22 protein-coding genes are annotated in these 20546 nt (G+C 72.6%); 19 read left to right on the top strand and 3 right to left on the bottom strand.

The genetic code is table 11. The features are described from left to right. Positions 1–6: 6 nt before the first annotated feature. The 16 genes from hisD to ACSQ11_RS13175 all read left to right on the top strand — a co-directional run bounded on the left by hisD (position 7) and on the right by ACSQ11_RS13175 (position 15597). Positions 7–1323 carry a histidinol dehydrogenase gene (gene hisD, locus ACSQ11_RS13100; protein ID WP_436006071.1) on the top strand — a complete coding sequence of 439 codons (1317 nt, stop codon included), beginning with the start codon at positions 7–9 and terminating at the stop codon, positions 1321–1323. Beyond that, a complete protein-coding gene (locus ACSQ11_RS13105; protein ID WP_436006073.1) occupies positions 1320–2483 on the top strand; it encodes a histidinol-phosphate transaminase in 1164 nt (387 codons plus the stop codon). Before hisD ends, ACSQ11_RS13105 begins: the two co-directional genes overlap by 4 nt. After that, positions 2480–3085, top strand: a complete 606-nt coding sequence (gene hisB, locus ACSQ11_RS13110) for an imidazoleglycerol-phosphate dehydratase HisB (RefSeq protein ID WP_436006075.1) — start codon at positions 2480–2482, stop codon at positions 3083–3085. The genes ACSQ11_RS13105 and hisB overlap by 4 nt, the downstream gene beginning before the upstream one ends. A gap of 3 nt (positions 3086–3088) precedes the next feature. Further along, positions 3089–3715: a hypothetical protein gene (locus ACSQ11_RS13115; protein ID WP_436006077.1), complete on the top strand. Its 627-nt coding sequence runs from the start codon at positions 3089–3091 to the stop codon at positions 3713–3715. After that, positions 3712–4356, top strand: a complete 645-nt coding sequence (gene hisH / locus ACSQ11_RS13120) for an imidazole glycerol phosphate synthase subunit HisH (RefSeq protein WP_436006079.1) — start codon at positions 3712–3714, stop codon at positions 4354–4356. The genes ACSQ11_RS13115 and hisH overlap by 4 nt, the downstream gene beginning before the upstream one ends. Positions 4357–4423: 67 nt before the next feature. Continuing rightward, entirely contained in the window at positions 4424–5158 is a 735-nt protein-coding gene (priA, locus tag ACSQ11_RS13125) for a bifunctional 1-(5-phosphoribosyl)-5-((5-phosphoribosylamino)methylideneamino)imidazole-4-carboxamide isomerase/phosphoribosylanthranilate isomerase PriA (RefSeq protein WP_436006081.1), read from the top strand. Then, positions 5155–5841 carry an SseB family protein gene (locus ACSQ11_RS13130; protein ID WP_436006083.1) on the top strand — a complete coding sequence of 229 codons (687 nt, stop codon included), beginning with the start codon at positions 5155–5157 and terminating at the stop codon, positions 5839–5841. The genes priA and ACSQ11_RS13130 overlap by 4 nt, the downstream gene beginning before the upstream one ends. A gap of 417 nt (positions 5842–6258) precedes the next feature. After that, positions 6259–6948 (top strand): translation initiation factor IF-3, encoded by a 690-nt coding sequence (infC, locus tag ACSQ11_RS13135; RefSeq protein ID WP_436006085.1) that lies wholly within the window; start codon positions 6259–6261, stop codon positions 6946–6948. Between the two features lie 67 nt (positions 6949–7015). After that, positions 7016–7210, top strand: coding sequence for a 50S ribosomal protein L35 (gene rpmI, locus ACSQ11_RS13140; protein WP_009775194.1), 195 nt, complete (start codon positions 7016–7018; stop codon positions 7208–7210). Positions 7211–7252: 42 nt separating this feature from the next. Then, the gene (gene rplT, locus ACSQ11_RS13145; protein ID WP_436006087.1) at positions 7253–7642 is read left to right on the top strand and encodes a 50S ribosomal protein L20; all 390 of its coding nucleotides are present in this window, start codon (positions 7253–7255) and stop codon (positions 7640–7642) included. 49 nt (positions 7643–7691) lie between these two features. After that, entirely contained in the window at positions 7692–8486 is a 795-nt protein-coding gene (locus ACSQ11_RS13150; RefSeq protein ID WP_436006089.1) for a TrmH family RNA methyltransferase, read from the top strand. A gap of 17 nt (positions 8487–8503) precedes the next feature. Continuing rightward, positions 8504–9589 carry an ATP-binding protein gene (locus ACSQ11_RS13155; protein WP_436006091.1) on the top strand — a complete coding sequence of 362 codons (1086 nt, stop codon included), beginning with the start codon at positions 8504–8506 and terminating at the stop codon, positions 9587–9589. Positions 9590–9760: 171 nt separating this feature from the next. Next, complete coding sequence (locus ACSQ11_RS13160) at positions 9761–10951, top strand: MFS transporter (protein WP_436006093.1); 1191 nt, start codon at positions 9761–9763, stop codon at positions 10949–10951. 209 nt (positions 10952–11160) lie between these two features. Continuing rightward, positions 11161–12255 carry a phenylalanine--tRNA ligase subunit alpha gene (gene pheS / locus ACSQ11_RS13165; protein ID WP_436006095.1) on the top strand — a complete coding sequence of 365 codons (1095 nt, stop codon included), beginning with the start codon at positions 11161–11163 and terminating at the stop codon, positions 12253–12255. A gap of 64 nt (positions 12256–12319) precedes the next feature. Then, positions 12320–14869, top strand: coding sequence for a phenylalanine--tRNA ligase subunit beta (gene pheT / locus ACSQ11_RS13170; RefSeq protein ID WP_436006097.1), 2550 nt, complete (start codon positions 12320–12322; stop codon positions 14867–14869). Beyond that, the gene (locus ACSQ11_RS13175) at positions 14866–15597 is read left to right on the top strand and encodes an SDR family oxidoreductase (protein WP_436006099.1); all 732 of its coding nucleotides are present in this window, start codon (positions 14866–14868) and stop codon (positions 15595–15597) included. Before pheT ends, ACSQ11_RS13175 begins: the two co-directional genes overlap by 4 nt. Before the next feature lie 5 nt (positions 15598–15602). Here ACSQ11_RS13175 and ACSQ11_RS13180 read toward each other — a convergent pair whose 3' ends face one another. Genes ACSQ11_RS13180 through ACSQ11_RS13190 form a run of 3 tightly spaced genes read right to left on the bottom strand, consistent with a single transcriptional unit; the run spans position 15603 to position 17808 of the window. Next, on the bottom strand, positions 15603–16244 hold the full coding sequence (locus tag ACSQ11_RS13180; RefSeq protein WP_436006101.1) for a hypothetical protein: 642 nt from the start codon (positions 16242–16244) through the stop codon (positions 15603–15605). Continuing rightward, positions 16241–16978 carry a hypothetical protein gene (locus ACSQ11_RS13185; protein ID WP_436006103.1) on the bottom strand — a complete coding sequence of 246 codons (738 nt, stop codon included), beginning with the start codon at positions 16976–16978 and terminating at the stop codon, positions 16241–16243. Before ACSQ11_RS13185 ends, ACSQ11_RS13180 begins: the two co-directional genes overlap by 4 nt. Before the next feature lie 26 nt (positions 16979–17004). Further along, on the bottom strand, positions 17005–17808 hold the full coding sequence (locus ACSQ11_RS13190; RefSeq protein WP_436006105.1) for a hypothetical protein: 804 nt from the start codon (positions 17806–17808) through the stop codon (positions 17005–17007). A gap of 128 nt (positions 17809–17936) precedes the next feature. Between ACSQ11_RS13190 and argC the strand changes: the two genes are divergently transcribed. From argC to argJ, 3 genes are read left to right on the top strand one after another with little or no spacing between them, the layout of a single operon-like run. Beyond that, positions 17937–18980, top strand: coding sequence for an N-acetyl-gamma-glutamyl-phosphate reductase (argC, locus tag ACSQ11_RS13195; RefSeq protein WP_436006107.1), 1044 nt, complete (start codon positions 17937–17939; stop codon positions 18978–18980). A 5-nt stretch (positions 18981–18985) separates the two neighbouring features. Beyond that, positions 18986–19393, top strand: a complete 408-nt coding sequence (locus ACSQ11_RS13200) for an ACT domain-containing protein (protein ID WP_436006780.1) — start codon at positions 18986–18988, stop codon at positions 19391–19393. Beyond that, positions 19390–20541 (top strand): bifunctional glutamate N-acetyltransferase/amino-acid acetyltransferase ArgJ, encoded by a 1152-nt coding sequence (gene argJ, locus ACSQ11_RS13205; RefSeq protein ID WP_436006109.1) that lies wholly within the window; start codon positions 19390–19392, stop codon positions 20539–20541. The genes ACSQ11_RS13200 and argJ overlap by 4 nt, the downstream gene beginning before the upstream one ends. Positions 20542–20546: the final 5 nt, after the last annotated feature.

Consider the following 20546-nt stretch of genomic DNA (forward strand, 5'->3'; position numbering starts at 1 on the left):
GGAGCCATGATCCCCGTCCTCGACCTGCGTGGGCGCGCGCCCGGTGTCCGTGAGCTCAGGGGGACGCTGCCCCGTGCCGAGCTCGACGTCGAGGCGGCGCTCGCCACCGTCCGTCCCGTGTGCGACGACGTCGCGGCTCGCGGCGCCGAGGCCGTCCTCGACGCGTCCGAGCGCTTCGACGGCGTGCGGCCCACCTCGCTCCGCGTCCCGGCCGACGTCATCTCCGCTGCCCTCGAGGGGCTCGACCCCGCCGTCCGGGCGGCGCTCGAGGAGTCGATCCGCCGCGCCCGCATCGTCCACGCCGACCAGCGCCGCTCCGAGACGACGACGACCGTCGTGGACGGCGGGACCGTCACCGAGCGCTGGGTGCCCGTCGACCGCGTCGGTCTCTACGTGCCCGGTGGCCGCGCCGTCTACCCGAGCAGCGTCGTCATGAACGTCGTCCCCGCGTTGCTCGCCGGCGTCGGCTCGCTCGCCGTCGCCAGCCCGCCCCAGAAGGACCACGGCGGGTGGCCGCACCCGACGATCCTCGCGGCGTGCGCGCTGCTCGGCGTCGACGAGGTGTGGGCCATGGGTGGGGCGCAGGCCGTCGCCGCGTTCGCCCACGGGTTCGACGGCGACGAGGACCTCGAGCCCGTGAACCTCGTCACCGGTCCCGGCAACATCTGGGTCGCCGCGGCCAAGCGCCTGCTCAAGGGCCTCATCGGCATCGACTCCGAGGCCGGTCCCACCGAGATCGCGATCCTCGCAGACGGCAGCGCCGACCCCGAGCACGTCGCCGCCGACCTCATCAGCCAGGCCGAGCACGACCCTCTGGCCGCCGCCGTCCTCGTCACCGACAGCGCCGACCTCGCCGACGCCGTGCAGGCGGCTGTCGTCCGGCGTGCGGGGGAGACCAAGCACGCCGAGCGCGTTGCCGAGTCGCTCACCGGGCGCCAGTCGGCGGTCGTGCTCGTCGACGACGTCGAGGTGGGCCTCGACGTCGTCAACGCCTACGCCGCCGAGCACCTCGAGATCCACACGGCCGACGCGCCCGCCGTCGCCGCGCGGGTGCGCAACGCCGGAGCGGTCTTCGTCGGGACGTGGTCGCCGGTGAGCCTCGGCGACTACTGCGCCGGGTCCAACCACGTCCTGCCCACGGGCGGGTGCGCCACCCACTCCAGCGGGCTCTCGGTGCAGTCCTTCCTGCGCGGCATCCACGTCGTCGAGTACTCCGAGGCCGCCCTGCGCGACGTCGGCTCGCACGTGGTCACCCTCGCGCGGGCCGAGGACCTGCCCGCGCACGGCGACGCCGTCATCGCCCGCCTGCCCGAGCTTCGATGAGCACCTCGGGACGGAGCCCGGTCGAGGAGCTGCTGCGGGAGGACCTGCGTGGGCGGACGGCATACGGCGCTCCCCAGCTCGACGTGCCGGTCGCGCTCAACACGAACGAGAGCTCGTATGCCGTGCCCGCTGCGGTCGTCGACGACATCGTCGCCGCCGTCGCGGAGGTGGCGCCGGGCCTCAACCGCTACCCGGACCGGGAGTTCACGGACCTGAGAGGTGACCTCGCGGCATACCTCTCACGCAGTGGCACGGAGGTGAGCCCGGAGCAGGTCTGGGCCGGCAACGGCTCCAACGAGGTTCTCCTGCACCTGCTCCAGGCGTTCGGCGGGCACGGTCGCACCGCGCTCGGCTTCACCCCGGCGTACTCGATGCACCCGATCATCACGGCCACGACGGGGACGACGTGGGTCGACGGAATGCGCGGGATCGACGCGCGTGACGGTGGTGGCGGGGGAGCGTTCGACCTCTCGCTCGACTCCGCCGTCGCGCAGGTCCGCGAGCACGACCCGCACGTCGTCTTCCTCTGCTCGCCCAACAACCCGACGGGCACGGCACTCACCCTCGACGTCGTCACGGCCGTCCACGACGCCGCACCTCGGGCCGTCGTCGTCGTCGACGAGGCCTACGCCGAGTTCGCCCGGCCCGGGACGCCGAGCGCCCTGAGCCTGCTCGAGGGTCGGCCACGGCTCGTCGTCACGCGGACGATGAGCAAGGCGTTCGCCTTCGCCGGGGGCCGGCTCGGCTACCTCGCCGCCGACCCCGAGCTCGTCGACGCGCTGCGCCTCGTGCGGATGCCGTACCACCTGTCGTCGCCCGCGCAGGCGATCGCGCGGGCGTGCCTGCGTCACGCCGACACCATGCTCGGCACCGTCGACGCGATCAAGGAGCAGCGCGACCGCGTCGTCTCGACCCTCACCGGGCTCGGGCTCGACCCGGTCCCTAGCGACGCCAACTTCGTCCTCTTCGGCGGGTTGCGCGACAGCGCCACCACGTGGCAGGCGCTCCTCGACACGGGGGTTCTCGTCCGTGACGTGGGGATCGACCACTATCTTCGAGTGACCGCCGGGACCCCGGAGGAGACCACGGCCTTCCTCGACGCCGTGGCCGCCCTGCCGCCCGACCACCTGCGTTCCGCCCACCCCGAAGGACAGCCGTGACCAGCAACCGCACCGCGACGGTGACGCGTTCCACCTCCGAGAGCAGCGTCGAGCTCAGCCTCGACCTCGACGGCACCGGGGTCGGCGAGGTGAGCACCGGGGTGCGCTTCTACGACCACATGCTCCTGTCGCTCGCCAAGCACTCGCTCATCGACCTGCGCGTCAAGGCCACCGGTGACGTCGACGTCGACGCCCACCACACCGTCGAGGACGTCGCGATCGTTCTGGGCCAGGCCCTGCGTGAGGCGCTCGGTGACAAGAGCGGCATCTCGCGGTTCGGCGACGCCACCGTGCCGCTCGACGAGGCGCTCGTGCACGCCGTCGTCGACGTCGCCGGTCGCCCCTACGTCGTGCACACCGGTGAGCCCGCGGGCCAGGAGTACGCCGTCATCGGTGGCAACTACATCGGCTCGCTCACCCGTCACGTCCTCGAGTCCTTCGCCTTCCACGCCGGCATCGCCCTGCACGTCCGCGTGCTCTCCGGCAGGGACCCGCACCACATCGTCGAGGCCCAGTTCAAGGCCGTCGCGCGGGCGCTGCGTGCCGCCGTCGAGCGCGACTCCCGCGTCGTCGGCATCCCGAGCGCCAAGGGTGCGCTCTGAGCCGTGAGCGCCGCTGACCAGACCCCACCCTTCGGACACGGGCTCGTCCTCGTCCGGGGCAGCGCCGCAGCCTCTGCGCGTTGGGTGCGACGCGGGCTCGCCGCGGTCCGGGTCGTGCCGTTGCAGGGCTGGACCGGTGTCTGCCTCGCCGAGGACCTCGCCCACACCGCTGCGCCCTACGACGTCGGGCTCGAGATCCTCGCCGCCCGCCGCGTCCCGACCCGTCACCGCCCGGCAGTCGGTCTGTTCGTCATCGACGGCTGCGCCGTCGTCACCGTGCAGGCCCGCGGGTGGCGGCTGGAACAGCGCTGGCTCGTGTGGGAGCCGGGCACTGGCGTGCGTCGCACCCCCGACCTGCCCGCGCTGCCCGCCGGTCTCGTCGTCGACGTCGCAGGAGCCCGCTCGCGCACGTCCGGCGCCGAGGTGAGTGAGCACTTCTCCGACCCCGACGGCGACCCGCTCGACGTCCTCGTGGGTCTCATGCGCCTGCTCGGGTTGCCCGGTGAGGACCTCCTGCGCGACGGCGCCGACGAGAGTCACCTGCGCATCGACCCGAACCCGCGCTCCATCGCCGCCTTCGACGCGCTGGTCGCCGAGGAGTCGGCCCACCGCAAGGAGTCCGAGCAGTGAGCCAGCGACACGTCGTCGTCCTCGACCACGGCAGCGGCAACGTCCACAGCGCGGTGCGCGCGCTCGAGCGCGTCGGCGCCACGGTCGAGCTCACCGCCGACCGCCAGCGCGCCCTCGACGCGCACGGCCTCCTCCTGCCCGGCGTCGGCAACTTCCACGCCTGCGTCCGGGGGATGCGGGCCGCCGACGCGCCTCGCATCATCGACGTCCGCCTGTCCGGCGGTCGCCCCGTGCTCGGGGTCTGCGTCGGGATGCAGGCCCTCTTCGACTCCTCGACCGAGCCGAGCGGCACGACCGAGGAGGGCCTCGCCGAGTGGCCCGGGGTGGTGGAGCGGCTGGAGGCGCCGGTGGTCCCGCACATGGGCTGGACCGAGGTCGACGTGCCGCGCGGGTCGAGCCTCTTCGCCGGGGTCGAGTCCGAGCGCTTCTACTTCGTCCACTCGTATGCCGTCCGCTCCTGGACGCTGCCCGAGCCCACCGGGCACTTCGCGGCCGTCGCACCCAAGGTCACGACGGCCACCCACGGCGACCGGTTCGTCGCCGCCGTCGAGAACGGCCCGCTGTCGGCGACCCAGTTCCACCCGGAGAAGTCCGGTGAGGCGGGTCTGCACCTCCTCGAGAACTGGGTCCGCTCGCTCTGAGCCACCGCGCCCCATCGGCCCGCACCGCACTGCCCCGCAACCACCAACCCACGATGATGAAGGTGTCATGACCACGCCCCGCCTCCAGCTCCTGCCCGCCGTCGACGTCGCCGGGGGTCGCGCCGTCCAGCTCGTCCAGGGGGTCGCCGGCTCCGGCGGCGAGTTCGGCGAGCCGCTCGAGGCCGCGATGCGCTGGCAGGAGCAGGGCGCCGAGTGGCTGCACCTTGTCGACCTCGACGCGGCGTTCGGGCGCGGCGACAACGCCGAGCTCCTCGCGACGATCGTCGGCACGCTCGACATCCAGGTCGAGATGAGCGGCGGCATCCGCGACGCCGAGACCCTCGAGCGAGCGCTCGCCACCGGCTGCCGCCGGGTCAACCTCGGCACCGCCGCCCTCGAGGACCCCGAGTGGACCGCCTCGGCCATCGCCGAGCACGGCGACCGGGTCGCCGTCGGGCTCGACGTCCGCGGCACGACGCTTGCAGCCCGGGGCTGGACCCAGGAGGGCGGCGACCTCTGGGAGACGCTCGAGCGCCTCGACCGTGAGGGCTGCGCCCGCTACGTCGTCACCGACGTCAACAAGGACGGCATGCTCAAGGGCCCCAACGTCGAGCTGCTGCGTGACGTCTGCGCCCGCACCGACCGCCCCGTCATTGCCTCCGGAGGCGTCTCGACGCTCGACGACATCGCCGTGCTGCGCACGATGGTCGGCGAGGGGGTCGAGGGCGCCATCACCGGGTCCGCGCTCTACCGCGGGGCGTTCACCCTCCCCGAGGCGCTCGACGTCGCGGGCCGCCCGTGACCCGCGACCTCGTCTTCACCGGCTTCGAGGGCGACGACGGCTCGGCTCCTCCTGGCCTGACCGCGGCCCTCGAGAACGTGGATCCCGCGGCCCTCATGGCGGCGCTGCGCGAGTCACGGCTCCTCGTCCCCATCGTCGCCGAGCCCGTCGAGACGGCGACCGAGGGGGGGCTGACCGTCGACAAGCAGACCGACATGGCCGCGGTGACCCTTGTCGCCCCCGATGGCGAGCGGGCCCTGCCCGTCTTCAGCAGCCTCGCCGCCCTCGCCGCCTGGGACCCGGCTGCCCGCCCCGTCCCCGTCACGGCCGCCCGCGCCGGCCAGGCCGCCGTGAGCGAACGCTGCGACGTCGTGGTCGTCGACGTCGCCGGCCCGCAGACCCGCGTCCTTCGCCCCTCGATGGTGTGGGCGCTCGCGCAGGAGCGCGACTGGACCCCACCGCACCTCGACGAGTTCGTCGCCACCGGCGCCGCCCGGGCCGTCGCCGACGAGCCACAGGTCGTCTCCCACTCCATCGAGGAGGGCGCACCCACCGGCCAGGGAGTCCTCGGCATCGTCCTCGAGCTCACCCCCGGCCTCGACCCCGCCGAGGTCCAGGCGGTCGCCACCCGCGTGGGGGAGCGCCTGGCCACCGACGGTGAGCTCCGCGCCCGGATCGACGGCCTCGCCTTCCGCATCCGCTGACCCCCCTCTGCCGACCGGCCCGACCCTTGCGTCGTCCGTGACGCGCTAGCGATCCTCCGGCCAGCGCGCCGACTGTCGCTGCCGGGTCACCTTGACCTGGCGAGCGCGCCAGCCTGTCGGACCGACGCACGTCCCGAACGACGCCACGGCTCGGACCTCGGCGCTGGGGGCGTCCGGTACGACGCGAGGGGAGCGGACGGCATACGTGGATTTCGTGGGCGGGCGCGATCCTGATAACGTTGGGCGCTGACCGGCTGTGTCCCTCGGGACATGGTGCGCAAGTGAAGCTCGCTTCCACCCGCGACGACCTCAGGGTCGCCGGGTTCTCCACCTCGGTCACGGCGTACGTGTATGCCGTGGGCTCCCGATGTGGTCGGACGTGAGGCTTCTCGTGCGCAGCGCGAGGAGCCTCTTCTCATGTCTGGTCCAGCAGCACCAGACGTCCTCGACCTCAAGGAGCATGACATCAGCGAGCCTCGCATCAACGACCGCATCCGGGTTCCGGAGGTGCGGTTGGTTGGCCCCAACGGCGAGCAGGTCGGCATCGTCCGCGTCGAGGATGCCCTGCGCCTCGCCGCGGAGGCAGACCTCGACCTGGTCGAGGTGGCCCCGATGGCCAAGCCTCCCGTCGCCAAGCTCATGGACTTCGGCAAGTACAAGTACGAAGCCGCCATGAAGGCCCGAGAAGCGCGCAAGAACCAGGTCAACACGGTCATCAAGGAGATCAAGCTCCGGCCGAAGATCGACCCGCACGACTACGCCACCAAGAAGGGCCACGTCGTCCGGTTCCTGGGCGGTGGTGACAAGGTCAAGGTGACCATCATGTTCCGCGGTCGCGAGCAGTCGCGTCCGGAGCTCGGCTACCGCCTCCTCCAGAAGCTGGCCGAGGACGTCATCGAGCTGGGCACCGTCGAGTCGGCGCCCAAGCAGGACGGGCGCAACATGATCATGGTGCTGGCCCCGACCAAGAAGAAGTCCGAGGCTCGCGCCGAGCAGCGTCGCAAGAAGGATGACGCGGCCGTCGCCACCGAGGCACCGACCGAGGCCGAGGCTCCGGCCGAGGCGCCCGCAGCCGCGAAGGTCGACGAGGCCGTCGCCGCCGAGTAGGCGACGCCCCACACTTTTCCCGCAAGCAGCACCACAGCAGCACCGACAGCGAAGGAGATCGGCAGCCATGCCGAAGAACAAGACCCACAGCGGCACCAAGAAGCGCTTCCGCGTCACCGGTTCCGGCAAGGTCATGCGCGAGCAGGCCGGTCACGTCCACAAGTTCCACGAGAAGACCCCGCAGAAGGCTCGCGCCCTCTCCAAGGACGTCCTCGTTTCCAAGGCCGACGTCAAGAAGGTCAAGAAGCTTCTCGGCATCTGAGCCGAGTTTCCCGAACGTCCAAGAACAGCAAGGAGTACTCACGTGGCACGCGTGAAGCGGGCGGTCAACGCCCACAAGAAGCGCCGGGTCGTCCTCGAGCGGGCGAGCGGCTACCGCGGTCAGCGGTCCCGTCTCTACCGCAAGGCCAAGGAGCAGGTCACCCACTCCCTTGGCTACGCCTACCGCGACCGTCGCGCCCGCAAGGGTGACTTCCGTCGCCTGTGGATCCAGCGCATCAACGCTGCGGCCCGCGCCAACGGCATGACCTACAACCGCCTCATCCAGGGCCTCAAGGCCGCCGAGATCGAGGTCGACCGTCGCATGCTCGCCGAGCTCGCCGTCAACGACGAGGCCGCCTTCGCTGCCCTCGTCGAGATCGCCAAGGCGAACGTCCCCGCGCAGCAGCCGGTCACCGACAAGGTCTCCGCCTGAGCCACCACAGGGCGCACCTCTGCGCCTTGTCCGAAGCGCCGGGAGAGCCGTGCTGACCAACGTCCGATCCGATCGGGTCAAGTCAGTGCGATCGCTCTCCCGGCGCTCGGTGCGTGAGCGGACCGGTCGTTTCGTCGTCGACGGCCCGCAGGGCGTGCGCGAAGCGATCCGGTATGCCGCAGCGCGCGTCGACGACCTCTACGTCACCTCCGCGGCCCTCGAGCGGCACGACGCCATCGTCCGGGACGCGCTGCAGGCCGGGATCCGGGTCCACGAGACCGACGACGCCGTCCTCGACGCGATGTCCGACACCGAGTCGCCCCAAGGACTGCTCGCCGTGGTCGCCGCCGAGCCGGCCACGCTCGACGACGTGCTGGCCCGCGCGCCGAGGCTGCTCGTCCTGCTGAGCAACGTGCGCGACCCCGGCAACGCCGGCACCGTCATCCGCGGCGCCGACGCGTTCGGCGCCGACGCCGTGCTCGTCACCGAGGGTTCGGTCGACGTCCTCGCTCCCAAGGTCGTCCGCTCGGCGGTCGGCTCGATCTTCCACCTGCCCGTCGTCACAGGGCTCGACGTCGAGGCGACGCTCGAGGCCCTGTCGGCTCACGGCATACGGACGTTCGCGGCCGACGGCGTCGGCGAGACCCTGCTGCCCGACGTCGACGTGGGCGCGCCGCACGCGTGGGTCATGGGCAACGAGGCGTGGGGTCTCCCGGCCGAGATCCGCGACCGCTGCGACGAGGTCGTGCGCGTCCCGATCTCGGAGCGGGTCGAGTCGCTCAACCTCGCGATGGCCGCCACGGTGTGCCTCGCTGCGTCATCGGGGGCGACGCGACGCCCCTGACGTGATGGGATGTGGCCATGGACCCGCAGGCACCCGACGAGCCCGTGCTCACCGTCCCGCGATCTGCGGCCAACTCGGCGGCCGAGATGCTCCCCGACGGACTCGTCGCCGCCGACTCCGAGGGCATCGTCACGTCGGTGAACCACCGGGCCGAGCAGATGCTCGGGCGACGGGCCGACGAGCTCGTCGGCGAGGACATCCGGGTCGCGCTGCCGCTCGAGACGCGCAACGGCGAGTCGTGGTGGGCGATGACCGACCCGTGGAACGGTCTGCGCACGCGCACCGGCCACCGGGAGAAGCTGCTCCAGCTCCCCGACGGGATCGAGCTGCTCATCACCGCGCGCTACCTTCGCGCCGGCCGGGCCGGGCCGCTCGGCGCCATCCTGCTCTCGCTGCGCGACGCCGAGGGGCGGCGCCGCGCCGAGCTCGACCACGCTGCGCTCATCTCGACGATCGCCCACGAGCTGCGCTCGCCCCTCACCGGAGTCAAGGGGTTCACCTCGACGCTGCGGCGGCGCTGGGACCAGTTCACCGAGGAGCAGCGGCTGACGATGCTCGAGGCGATCGACGCCGACGCCGACCGGCTCACCCGGCTCATCACCGACCTGCTCGACGTCTCCCGGATCGACTCCGGCCGGCTGCGGATCCACGAGGTGCCTCTCGGCACGCGTGACATCTTCACGCGCCACGTCGAGCGCCACGTCGCCGCCGGGCAGGACGCCCAAGGCTTCACGATCACCGTCGGCGAGGGCGCCGAGGAGATCTACGCCGACCCGGATCGGCTCGACCAGGTGCTCGCCAACCTCCTCGAGAACGCCGTGCGACACCGGGCCGAGCACGTCACGCTCGACGCGTCGTCGTGGTCCGGGCCGACCGGACCGGGCGTCATGCTCAGCGTGAGCGACGACGGCACCGGGATCCCGGCCGAGCAGCGGCGCGCGGTGTTCAGCCGGTTCTGGCACGGCCCGAGCGGCGGTGGGACCGGTCTCGGTCTCTACATCGTGCGCGGTGTCGTCGAGGCCCACGGTGGCTGGGCGGAGATCGACGACGCCCCCGGCGGCGGGGCGGTCGTGCGGGCGTTCTTCCCGGCCGAACCCGCCTGACACCGAGCCGGCTCGGAGCCGGCGAGGACCCGGCTCGGAGCCGGCTCGAAGCCGGCGAGGACCCCGCGCCGGTCCGGCACGGGCCCGGGACGGACCCCGTCGGCGCCGGGAACGGGATCGACCTAGGCTGCTCCCGGGCCGACCGGCCCAGGGATCGAAGAGGGGTGTCACGTGTCCGTCGTGTCGATCGCGCCCTACCGGGCCGCGCTCGCCAGTCCGGGTCTGAAGTCCGCGCTCCTGCTTGGCGCCTTCGTCCGGATCCCCGTCTTCTCCGCGGGCGTGCTGCTCACCGTCCACGTCGTGACCACGCTGGGGGAGTCGTATGCCGCGGCCGGCTTCCTCGCGGCCGTCGCCACCGTGGCCATCGCGATCAGCGGGCCGTGGCGCGGTCGGCTGCTCGACCGCATCGGGCTGCGCCGCGTCGTCCTGCCGTCGACCCTCGTGGCGCTCGTCTGCTGGTCGGTCGCACCCTGGGTGGGCTACCTCCCGCTGCTCGTCCTCGCCGCCGTCGCGGGCCTGTTCGTCATCCCCACCTTCTCGATCATCCGTCAGGCCGTCATCGCCGCCGTCCCCACGACCGAGCGCCGGACCGCGATCTCGCTCGATGCGGTCGCGGTCGAGCTCTCGTTCATCGTCGGTCCGGCCGCCTCGATCTGGGCGGCGTCGCACTGGGACACCCGGTGGGTGCTCTTCGCCATCCAGATGCTCGGTGTCGTCGGTGGCGTGACGCTCTGGCTCGTCGACCCCGTGCTGCGCTCCGAGAGCGAGGACGCGGAGGAGTCGGTCCGGCCACGGCGCTCGGACTGGTTCGGCGTGCCGTTCGTCGCGGTGTGCCTCGCGGCCTCGTGCGCGACGTTCGTGCTGTCGGGCACCGACCTCGGCATCGTCGCGAGGATGCGCGAGCTCGACCAGCCGACCGCGATCGGGCTCGTCCTCGCCCTGTGGGGACTCGGGTCCCTCGTGGGTGCCCTGGTCTACGGAGGGCTGAGCCAGCCCATCTCGACGTTCTGGCTGCTGGGAGTGCTCGCGTTCGTCACGCTGCCGATGGCCCTGTCCGGCGGCGCTCTCTCCCTCGGCGGGCTCGGGTTCCTCGCCGGCCTGCTCTGCGCCCCGACGATCACCGCGAGCATCGACCAGGCGACCCGGATGGTCCCCGCCTCGGCGCGCGGCGAGGCCATGGGCTGGCACGGATCGGCCCTCACCCTCGGTGGCGCCCTGGGTGCGCCGTTCGCCGGTCTGGCCATCGACCGCGTCGGCGCCGGTGGTGGCTTCGTGGCACCGGCGCTCGTCGGTCTCCTCGTGGCCGCGCTGGGCGCCGGGGCGGCCCAAACCCGGCGGCATCGTCGCGCGCCCGCGCGATAGGCTGGGCCCATGTCGCCCGCGTCTGGCCCCAGCACCCCCCGTGCCGTGCGCCGATTTATCGTGCCCTCGGGTGCGACGACGCCTGCCTGAGCCCTCGTGCACCGGGCGCCCGGCGTCCCGCACGGCCCGAGGGCGCCGCGACCTCCCAGAGACGTCCCAGCCTTCCCCGGCGCGACTGTGCCGCGCCACGCGACGAGAGTGGAACCCCAATGTCAGGACCCAACACGAACTTCGACCCGGTCGAGGTCGCGGCGCTCGACCCCGAGCACGTCGAGGGGGCCGTCACCTCGGCCCTCGAGGCCGTCTCGGGCGCGAGCTCGCTCGACGAGCTCAAGGCGCTGCGCGCGACCCACACCGGTGACAAGTCCCCGCTCGCCCTCGCCAACCGCGAGATCGGTGCGCTCCCGCCGAGCGCCAAGGCCGAGGCCGGCAAGCGCGTCGGTCAGGCACGCGGCCGGGTCAACGCCGCGTTCGCGGCGCGTCAGGTCGAGCTCGAGGCCGAGCGCGACGAGCGCATCCTCACCGAGGAGGCCGTCGACGTCACGCTGCCGACCGGCCGTCGTCCGCTCGGTCGCCGGCACCCGATCGAGCTCATGTCGCAGCGCATCGCCGACCTCTTCGTCGGCATGGGCTGGGAGATCGCCGAGGGGCCCGAGATCGAGGCCGAGTGGTTCAACTTCGACGCCCTGAACTTCGACGCCGACCACCCGGCGCGGCAGATGCAGGACACGTTCTACGTCGACCCGCCCGAGGACGGGCTCGTCCTGCGCACCCACACCTCGCCGGTCCAGGCCCGCACGCTGCTCGACCGCGGTGTCCCCGTCTACGTCGCGGCGATCGGTCGCGTCTTCCGGACCGACGAGCTCGACGCGACGCACATGCCCGCCTTCCACCAGGTCGAGGGGCTCGCGGTCGACGAGGGCATCACCATGGCGCACCTCAAGGGCACGCTCGACCGCCTGGCGAGCGAGCTCTTCGGTGACGGCATCACGACCCGGCTGCGCCCGTCCTTCTTCCCCTTCACCGAGCCGAGCGCCGAGATGGACCTGCGCTGCTTCGTCTGCCGCGGCGAGGACCCCGACTGCCGAGCCTGCAAGGGCACGGGTTGGATCGAGTGGGGTGGCTGCGGGATGGTCAACCGCAACGTCCTCACCGCCTGCGGCGTCGACCCCGACCGCTACACCGGCTTCGCGTTCGGCATGGGCATCGACCGGGCGCTGATGTTCCGCTCGGGCGTGAGCGACATGCGCGACATGATCGAGGGCGACGTGCGCTTCGACGCCCAGTTCGGGCTGGAGATCTGATGCCCGGCACCGCTGTCCCCGCACCCGTCGTGGGTGCCTTCCTTCCCGCCGGCCTGGAGATCTGATGCGCATTCCCGTCGAATGGCTCCGCGAGTACGTCGCGGTCCCCGAGGACGCCCGAGGGCTGCAGATCGCTGCCGACCTCGTGAGCGTCGGGCTCGAGGAGGAGGGGCTGCACACCGGTGGTGTCACCGGTCCGCTCGTCGTCGGCCGCGTCCTCACCCGCGAGCCCGAGCCGCAGAAGAACGGCAAGACGATCAACTGGTGCAGCGTCGACGTCGGTGACGCCAACGGCACCGGCGAGCCGCAGGGGATCGTCTGCGGCGCCCACAACTTCGAGCCCGGCGACCTCGTCGTCGTCATCCTCCCCGGCGGGGTGCTCACGACGCCGCAGGGCCCGCTCGAGGTCAGCGCCCGCAAGACCTACGGGCACGTGTCGGCCGGGATGATCTGCTCCGAGCGCGAGCTCGGCATCGGCGACGACCACGACGGGATTCTCGTCCTCACCCGGAAGTTCGCGGGTGACGACGCCCTGCTGGCGCGCCTCACCCCCGGCACGGACGCCATCCCCCTGCTCGGTCTCGATCGTGAGACGGTCGAGGTCAACGTCACGCCCGACCGCGGCTACTGCTTCTCGGTGCGTGGTGTGGCCCGCGAGTACGGCCACGCGACCGGCGCGACGTTCACGGACCCCGTCAGCACTCTCGATGCGGCGGCGCCGAGCCGGACTGACGGCGGCTTCCCCGTCGAGCTTCGCGACGAGTCGCCGATCCGCGGGCGCGACGGGTGCGACCGCTACGTCGCCCGCGTCGTGCGCGGCATCGACGTCTCGGCGCCGACGCCGCCGTGGATGGCGGCGCGGCTCACCGAGGCGGGCATGCGGCCCATCTCGCTGCCTGTCGACGTGACCAACTACGTCATGCTCGGCCTCGGCCAGCCGCTGCATGCCTTCGACCTGGCGACGCTGGAGGCGCCGATCGTCGTGCGTCGCGCCCGCGCGGGGGAGCGGATCACCACTCTCGACGACGCCGACCGCGCCCTCGACACCGACGACCTCCTCATCACCGACCGTGGTGGCGAGCGACCCGTCGCGATCGCCGGTGTCATGGGTGGCGCGGACACCGAGGTGGGCAGCGAGACGCGGGACGTCCTCATCGAGGCCGCGCACTTCGAGCCGGTGAGCATCGCGCGCTCGGCCCGTCGCCACAAGCTGCCGTCGGAGGCGTCGCGCCGCTTCGAGCGTGGCGTCGACACGGCACTGGCCGCCGCGGCCGCACAGCTCGCGGTCGACCTCCTCGTCGAGCACGGCGGCGGGACCGCGGACACCGACGTCACCGACGTCGGGACGCCGGCCGCGCCCGCGCCGGTCTCGATGCCGGTGACCTTCCCCTCCCGCATCATCGGGGTGGACTACCCCGAGGCCGAGGTCGTCACCATCCTCGAGGCGATCGGCTGCACGGTGACCCGGGACGCCGACGACCTCACCGTCGTGCCGCCCACCTGGCGTCCCGACCTGACGACCGCGCCCGACCTCGTCGAGGAGGTCGCCCGCATCTCCGGGTACGACGCCATCCCCTCGGTGCTCCCGACGCCGCCGGGCGGACATGGTCTCACGCACGGTCAGCGGATCCGGCGCATCGCCGCCGACGTGCTCGCCGGACAAGGGCTGTTCGAGGTGTGGAGCGCGCCCTTCGTCGGCGCCGACCGCTACGCCGACCTCGGTCTCGACACCGACGCCGAGGTCGCACGGTCGGTGCGGCTGGCCAACCCGCTGTCCGACGAGCAGCCGCTCATGCGCACCCGCCTGCTGGCCACCATGGTCGACGCCCTGCGCCGCAACGTGGCCCGAGGCACGCGCGACGTCGGCCTGTTCGAGGTGGGCCTGGTCGTCGACCTCGAGGGTGAGCAACGGTCCGCGCCGACCGAGGACGTCGGCATCCGCCCCTCCGACGACGTTCTGGCCGCGATCAGGGCTGCCGTCCCGGCGCAGCCGCGCCACCTCGCCTTCCTGCTCTCGGGCGACCGTGACCGCGCGGGCTGGTGGGGTCCCGGTCGCCGGGCCGACGTCACCGATGCCATCGATCTCGCCCGAGTGCTGGGCGAGGCCCTCGGCGTCGCCGTCACTACTGTCGCGGACGCGGTGGCACCCTTACACCCCGGGCGGTGCGCCCGGGTCGAGCTCGCCGACGGGACCGTCCTCGGCCACGTCGGGGAGCTCCACCCCAAGGCCGTCGCCAGCCTGGGCCTCCCGGCACGCACGGTCGGTGGTGAGCTCGACCTCGACGTGCTCTCCCGCGCGGCCGAGGCCCCACTGACCGCACGCACGCTCACGACCTTCCCGATGGCGCAGAGCGATGTCGCGCTCGTCGTGGACGACTCGGTGACGGCGTCGGCGGTCGAGTCGGCACTGCGCGTCGGCGCCGGTTCCTCGCTGGAGTCGGTCTCGCTCTTCGACGTCTACCACGGCGACCAGCTCGAGCCGGGGCGCAAGTCGCTGGCCTACCGTCTCACCTTCCGGGCGCCGGACCGCACCCTGACGACCGAGGAGGTCTCGGGGCTGCGCGACAAGGCCGTCGCCGAGGCCGCCACACGCACGGGCGCGGTCCAGCGGTGACGTCACCGGTCGCGATCGTCACTGGCGCCTCGCGCGGCATCGGGGCCCACCTCGCCGACGTCCTCGAGGCGAACGGGTATGCCATGGAGCGCGGCTCGCGCTCCACGGCCGAGGTGACCGACCGGGCAGCGGTCGAGGCGTGGGTCGGCGACGTCGTCGAGCGACACGGGCGCATCGACCTGCTCGTCAACAACGCCGGGGTCATCGACGCCGAGGTCCCGCTCGCCGAGAGCGACCCGGACGAGTGGTGGCGCACCGTCGAGACCAATGTCCGTGGCCCATACCTCATGACCCGGGCCGTGCTGCCGCACCTGGACCGCGACTCGGGGCGCATCGTCAACCTCGCCTCCGGCGCGGGCTACCGCAACGCCGACAGTGCGACGGCATACAACCTCAGCAAGGGCGCCCTGTCGCGGCTGACCTCGCAGTTGGGCCTGGGGGAGCAGCGCACGGCCCTCGTGTTCGACCTCGCGCCGGGCGTCGTGCGCACCGACATGACGCTGGGCATGACCATGCACCGTGGGCGCACGGAGTGGACCTCGCCGACCGAGGTGAGCGACCTGCTCCTCGCGATCGCGCGCGGCGAGCTCGACGAGTGGAGTGGTCGCATGGTGCGCGCCGGCACCGACACGGTCGCGTCGCTCACGGCACGCGCCCGCTCCGGGCTCGGTGCGGCGGACCGCACGCTGGGCCTGCTGGCCTGGGGTGAGGACGACCCGCTGGGCTGATGGCGTCAGGTGCCGTTGACGCGGATCCGGTCGAGGACCGAGTCGTCGATCGCGGCCCGCAGGCGGAGGCAGGTCGACCACAGGAGCAGCGCATCGGCGCGGCTCCCCGGCGGCCAGCCGGAGCTGTCGCCCGGGTCCGACTCCGAGACGGCGAGCAACGTCCGGGTGTCGGCCGGGTCGACCGCCGGCCACGCACCCACGCAGGTCCGCGCACGCGCGACGAGCTGGACGGCATACCCTCCGTCTCGTGTCCGGGACCACGCGGCGACGGATGCCGGAGACGTCGAGGCGAGGTCCCCGATCGTCTCGACGCCCCGCTCCGTGAGGACTGTGGTCCAGCGCTCGCCGACCCCGCGCAGCGCGCGGACCGAGAGCGATGCGACCACCGATGCCATGCCCGGTTCCGGGCCCTCGCCGGGCGCCGTGGGCGCCTCGCGCACGAGCCCGGAGGGGCGCATGACGATCTCCGCCTGCCACACCACCGACTCCCACGGGGTCGTGTCCGACGCCGGCTTGGAGCCGATCCGCCCGACGACGCGTTCGACCGTGAGGGCTCCTGCCGCGTCGACGGCGCGCAGGGCTCCCGCGACGCCGGCGTCGGCCTCGCGGGCGACCAGTGCGGCGAGCTCGGCCGGTCCCACGGTCACGCCTCCGTCCGGAAACGGATCTCGATCTCGCCGAAGACGTCGGCCCGCTCGGTGGGCTCGCCCGGCTCCGGGGCGGTGAGGGGCGGCCGGACGCGCAGGCGCAGGTCGCGGATGCCGTCGAGCACCTCGGGCCGCAGGATCGTGGCGCGGGGGCCGACCAGGTCGCCGATGCGACTCACCGGCAGGCCGCCGAGGACGGAGCGGGTCGCGGCCGGGGTCAGCCCCGGAGCGGCCGCACGGGCGGGCGCCGGCTCGGTCGCGGTCCGGCGCACCGTGCTGAAGGCGAGCTTGGCGCGCAACGTCCCGCCGTCGACGAGGACGCGCGGGACGCCACGTCGCCGCACCTCCTGGACCGACTCGAGGTGGCGCCGCGCGAGGAACAGCGCGACGGCGTTGCGGATGGTCCCGACGTCACCGGTCGAGAGTCCTCCGTCGCGCGTGGGGAGCTTCACGGACAGCTCCGCCAGGGTCTCCTCGCTGGGCGTGGGGCCGCCGGTGACGACCGTGGTGCCGCCCTTGCCGTCGGGGAAGAGCTCGATGAGCGTGAGGTCGACCATCCCCCCGGTGATCGACGTCGCGGCCACCTCCTCGGGTGTGACCTCCGCCGCGGCGTCGAGCGCGCGCAGGCGGTCCTCCTGGCTGGCGTGGGACGCGACGATCGAGTCGAGGGTCTCCACCAGGAGGACCGCCACGAACTCCGCGAACCCCACGTCCGACACATCGCTGTCAGGCATGGCTCAGGCTCCTTCGGGGTCGGGCGTCAGGGGGTGTCGAGCGGCAGGTAGTCGGTCTTGAAGTTGATCTTCACGCCACCGGTGATGGTGACGTCGACGCCCGAGTTCGAGCCGCTCGCGGTGTTGCTCGTGCTGACGTTGACCGACGTGTAGGCGGTGCTCGCCGACGCCTTGACCCAGGCCGACAGGATGCTCCCCGTCTGGGCGTTGGCCTTGAACTGGAACTGCTGGCTCGAGTAGCGGCTCGAGTTGTTGCGCAGGAAGTCCGAGCCGTAGGAGTGGAAGTTCAGGCCGCTCTCGATCGTGCCGTCGGTGACGACGAGGCGCAGCATGCCGAGCTTGACCATCTCCTTGAGCAGGGTGTACTTGTTCGCCGCCACGCGCTGCGCCACTGCCTCGCGGAGGGTGTCGATCGCCTTGTCGTCGAGGTTGCCCGCCTTGGCGGCCTTGTCGTTGGTCACCGCGTTGGTCGCGGGGTCCGTGATCGTGAGCGCGGTGTTGATGGCGGTCGCCTCGTCGGCGCTGAGCTTGCCACCGGCGGTGACCGCCGTGGGGCTGTCGCTCGTCGCCGGCGTCTCGGTGTTGCGCGGCGCGATGGCCGTGAGCACCTGCATGATCTCGCCGGGACCGATGTCGTCCTTGGTCTCGTTGACATAGGCCGTGAGCGACTTGCTCGTGGCCTGCAGCAGCTCGATGAACGCCTGCTGCTGGCGCAGGTTGGAGGCGACGAGCGTGTCGAACACGTCGCTCACGAGCTTCGTCGTGAACTCGACGAAGCCGATCTCGCCCAGGCGCGTTGCGGCACCGATGGCGTCGTTGACACCGGACATGGTTCTTCTCCTCGTGACATGACATCCGCCGGGTGCGGTGTCGCAACGGGGAGGAGGGGTGTGGGGCGCCCCCTGATACAGCCGGACGGAAATTGCATACAGTTGTGATGCCGTGCAAGACTATGCACATGCTGAGAGTCGCAGTCGCCGGAGCGAGCGGGTACGCCGGGGGCGAGGTCCTCCGCTGGCTGCTCCAGCACCCGGAGGTCGAGGTCGGCGCCGTGACCGCGGGCGGCAACGCCGGTGCCCGGCTCGGCACGATCCACCCCCACCTCTTCCCGCTCGCGGACCGGGTGCTCGACGAGACGACGCCCGAGGTCCTCGCCGGGCACGACGCCGTCGTCCTCGCGCTGCCGCACGGCCACTCGGCCGCCGTCGCCGCCGCACTCGGGGAGGGCACCACGGTCATCGACTGCGGCGCGGACTTCCGCCTCCGCGACGCCGAGGCGTGGACCACCTTCTACGACACCCCGTATGCCGGGTCGTGGGCCTACGGTCTCCCGGAGCTCTCGCTCGCCGGCGGCTCCAAGGCCCGCGCGGGGCTCGTCGGAGTGGACCGGGTCGCCGTGCCCGGGTGCTACCCGACGGCCGTCTCGCTCGCTCTCGCCCCCGGTCTCGCCGCGGGCGTCCTCGAACCCGACGACGTGGTCGTCGTCGCGGCCTCCGGCACGTCGGGTGCGGGGAAGGCCCTCAAGCTGCACCTGCTCGGGTCCGAGGTCATGGGGTCGATGTCGCCCTATGGCGTCGGTGGCGTGCACCGGCACACGCCCGAGATCGAGCAGAACCTCTCATCGGCGGCCGGTGCCCCCGTCACCGTCTCGTTCACGCCGACGCTCGCCCCGATGCCGCGGGGCATCCTCGCCACGTGCACGGCACGCGTGGCCCCCGGCACGACGCCGGAGGCGGTCCGCGACGCCTGGCGGACGGCATACGAGCACGAGGCGTTCGTCCACCTCCTCGAGCCCGGCGCGTGGCCGACCACGTCCACGGTCGTCGGGAGCAACCACGTCACCGTCCAGGTCGCGCTCGACGAGCGCACCGGGCGCGTCGTCGCCGTCGCGGCGGTCGACAACCTCGCCAAGGGCACGGCCGGTGCGGCCGTCCAGTGCCTCAACCTCACCGCCGGTCTGCCCGAGGCGACCGGCCTGCTCGGATCGGGGGTGGCGCCGTGAGCGCCATGCCGCTGCACCTCATGACCCATCCGGAACCCCTCGTCGTCGCCCGCCTCGACGGTGGCGCCGACGTGACGTGGGACTGGACCCAGGGGCCGTTCGCGTCCCTCACCCGGACGCCGCAGGAGACGTCGGTCGTCGGACTCGCCGAGCTCGTGCCCGACGAAGTCCTCACCGAGGGCCCGTTCCGCGGTGTCGAGGTCGCGGGTCCGCTCGCGTTCGACGCGGTCGGCGTCATGGCCGAGATCCTCGCGCCGCTCGTGACCGCGGGCATCAGCGTGCTCGCGATGTCGACCTTCGACACCGACTGGGTGCTCGTGCCCGAGGACCACATCACGACGGCGTCCGAGGCATGGCGCAAGGCCGGTCTCATCGTCACCCCGACGGTCCTCACCGGACGGACCGACTCGTGAGCGTCACTGCGCCACAGGGCTTCCGGGCATCGGGGGCGACCGCGGGTCTCAAGGCGTCCGGGTCCTCCGACGTCGCGCTCGTCGTCAACGACGGCCCCGACCACCACGTTGCCGCCGTCTTCACGTCCAACCGCATCGAGGCCGCTCCGGTGACGTGGTCGCGGCAGGCCGTGCAGGACGGGCGCGCCGACGCGGTCTTCCTCAACTCCGGTGGCGCCAACGCCTGCACGGGCGCCCGGGGCTTCCAGGACACGCACCGCACTGCGGAGCTCGTCGCCGCCACGCTCGGGTGCAGCGCTCTCGACGTCGTCGTCTGCTCGACGGGTCTCATCGGCGAGTTCCTGCCGATGGACCGGATCGAGGCAGGCGTCGGTCTCACCGCGGGCGCGCTCGCCGCCGAGGGTGCCGACGCCGCCGCACGGGCCATCATGACGACGGACTCGGTCCCCAAGCAGGCCACCGCCACCCGCGACGGATGGTCGGTCGGCGGCATGGCCAAGGGCGCCGGGATGCTCGCGCCCGGCCTCGCGACGATGCTCTGCGTCATCACCACCGACGTCGTCACCGACGCCGCGACGCTCGACGTCGCCCTGCGGTCCGCCACGGCGCAGACCTTCGACCGCGTCGACTCCGACGGCTGCATGTCGACCAACGACACCGTCGTGCTCCTCGCCTCCGGTGCCTCGGGAGTGAGTGCCGACGCGCAGCTGGTCGCCGCGGCCGTGACCGAGGTCTGCGCCTCGCTGGCCCGCCAGCTCGTCGCCGACGCTGAGGGTGCGAGCCACGACATCGCCGTCGAGGTGCGCGCCGCCGCGACGGAGGCCGAGGCGGTCGACGTCGCGCGCTCGGTGACCCGCAGCAACCTCTTCAAGGCGGCCATCTTCGGTCGCGACCCCAACTGGGGCAGGGTGCTCGCCGCTGTCGGCACGACGAACGCGGCCTTCGACCCGACGAGCATCGACGTCTCGATCAACGGGGTGCAGGTGTGCCGTGCCTCGTCGGTGGGCGACGACCGCGACCTCGTCGACCTCGAGCCTCGTGAGGTCAGGGTCGTCGTGGACCTCCACGCGGGCGATGCGACCGCGACGGTGTGGACCAACGACCTCACCCACGACTACGTCCACGAGAACTCGGCCTACAGCACGTGAGGACC

It is taken from the genome of Knoellia sp. LjRoot47, assembly GCF_964253435.1.
In the GTDB taxonomy this organism is placed as follows: Bacteria; Actinomycetota; Actinomycetes; order Actinomycetales; family Dermatophilaceae; genus Knoellia.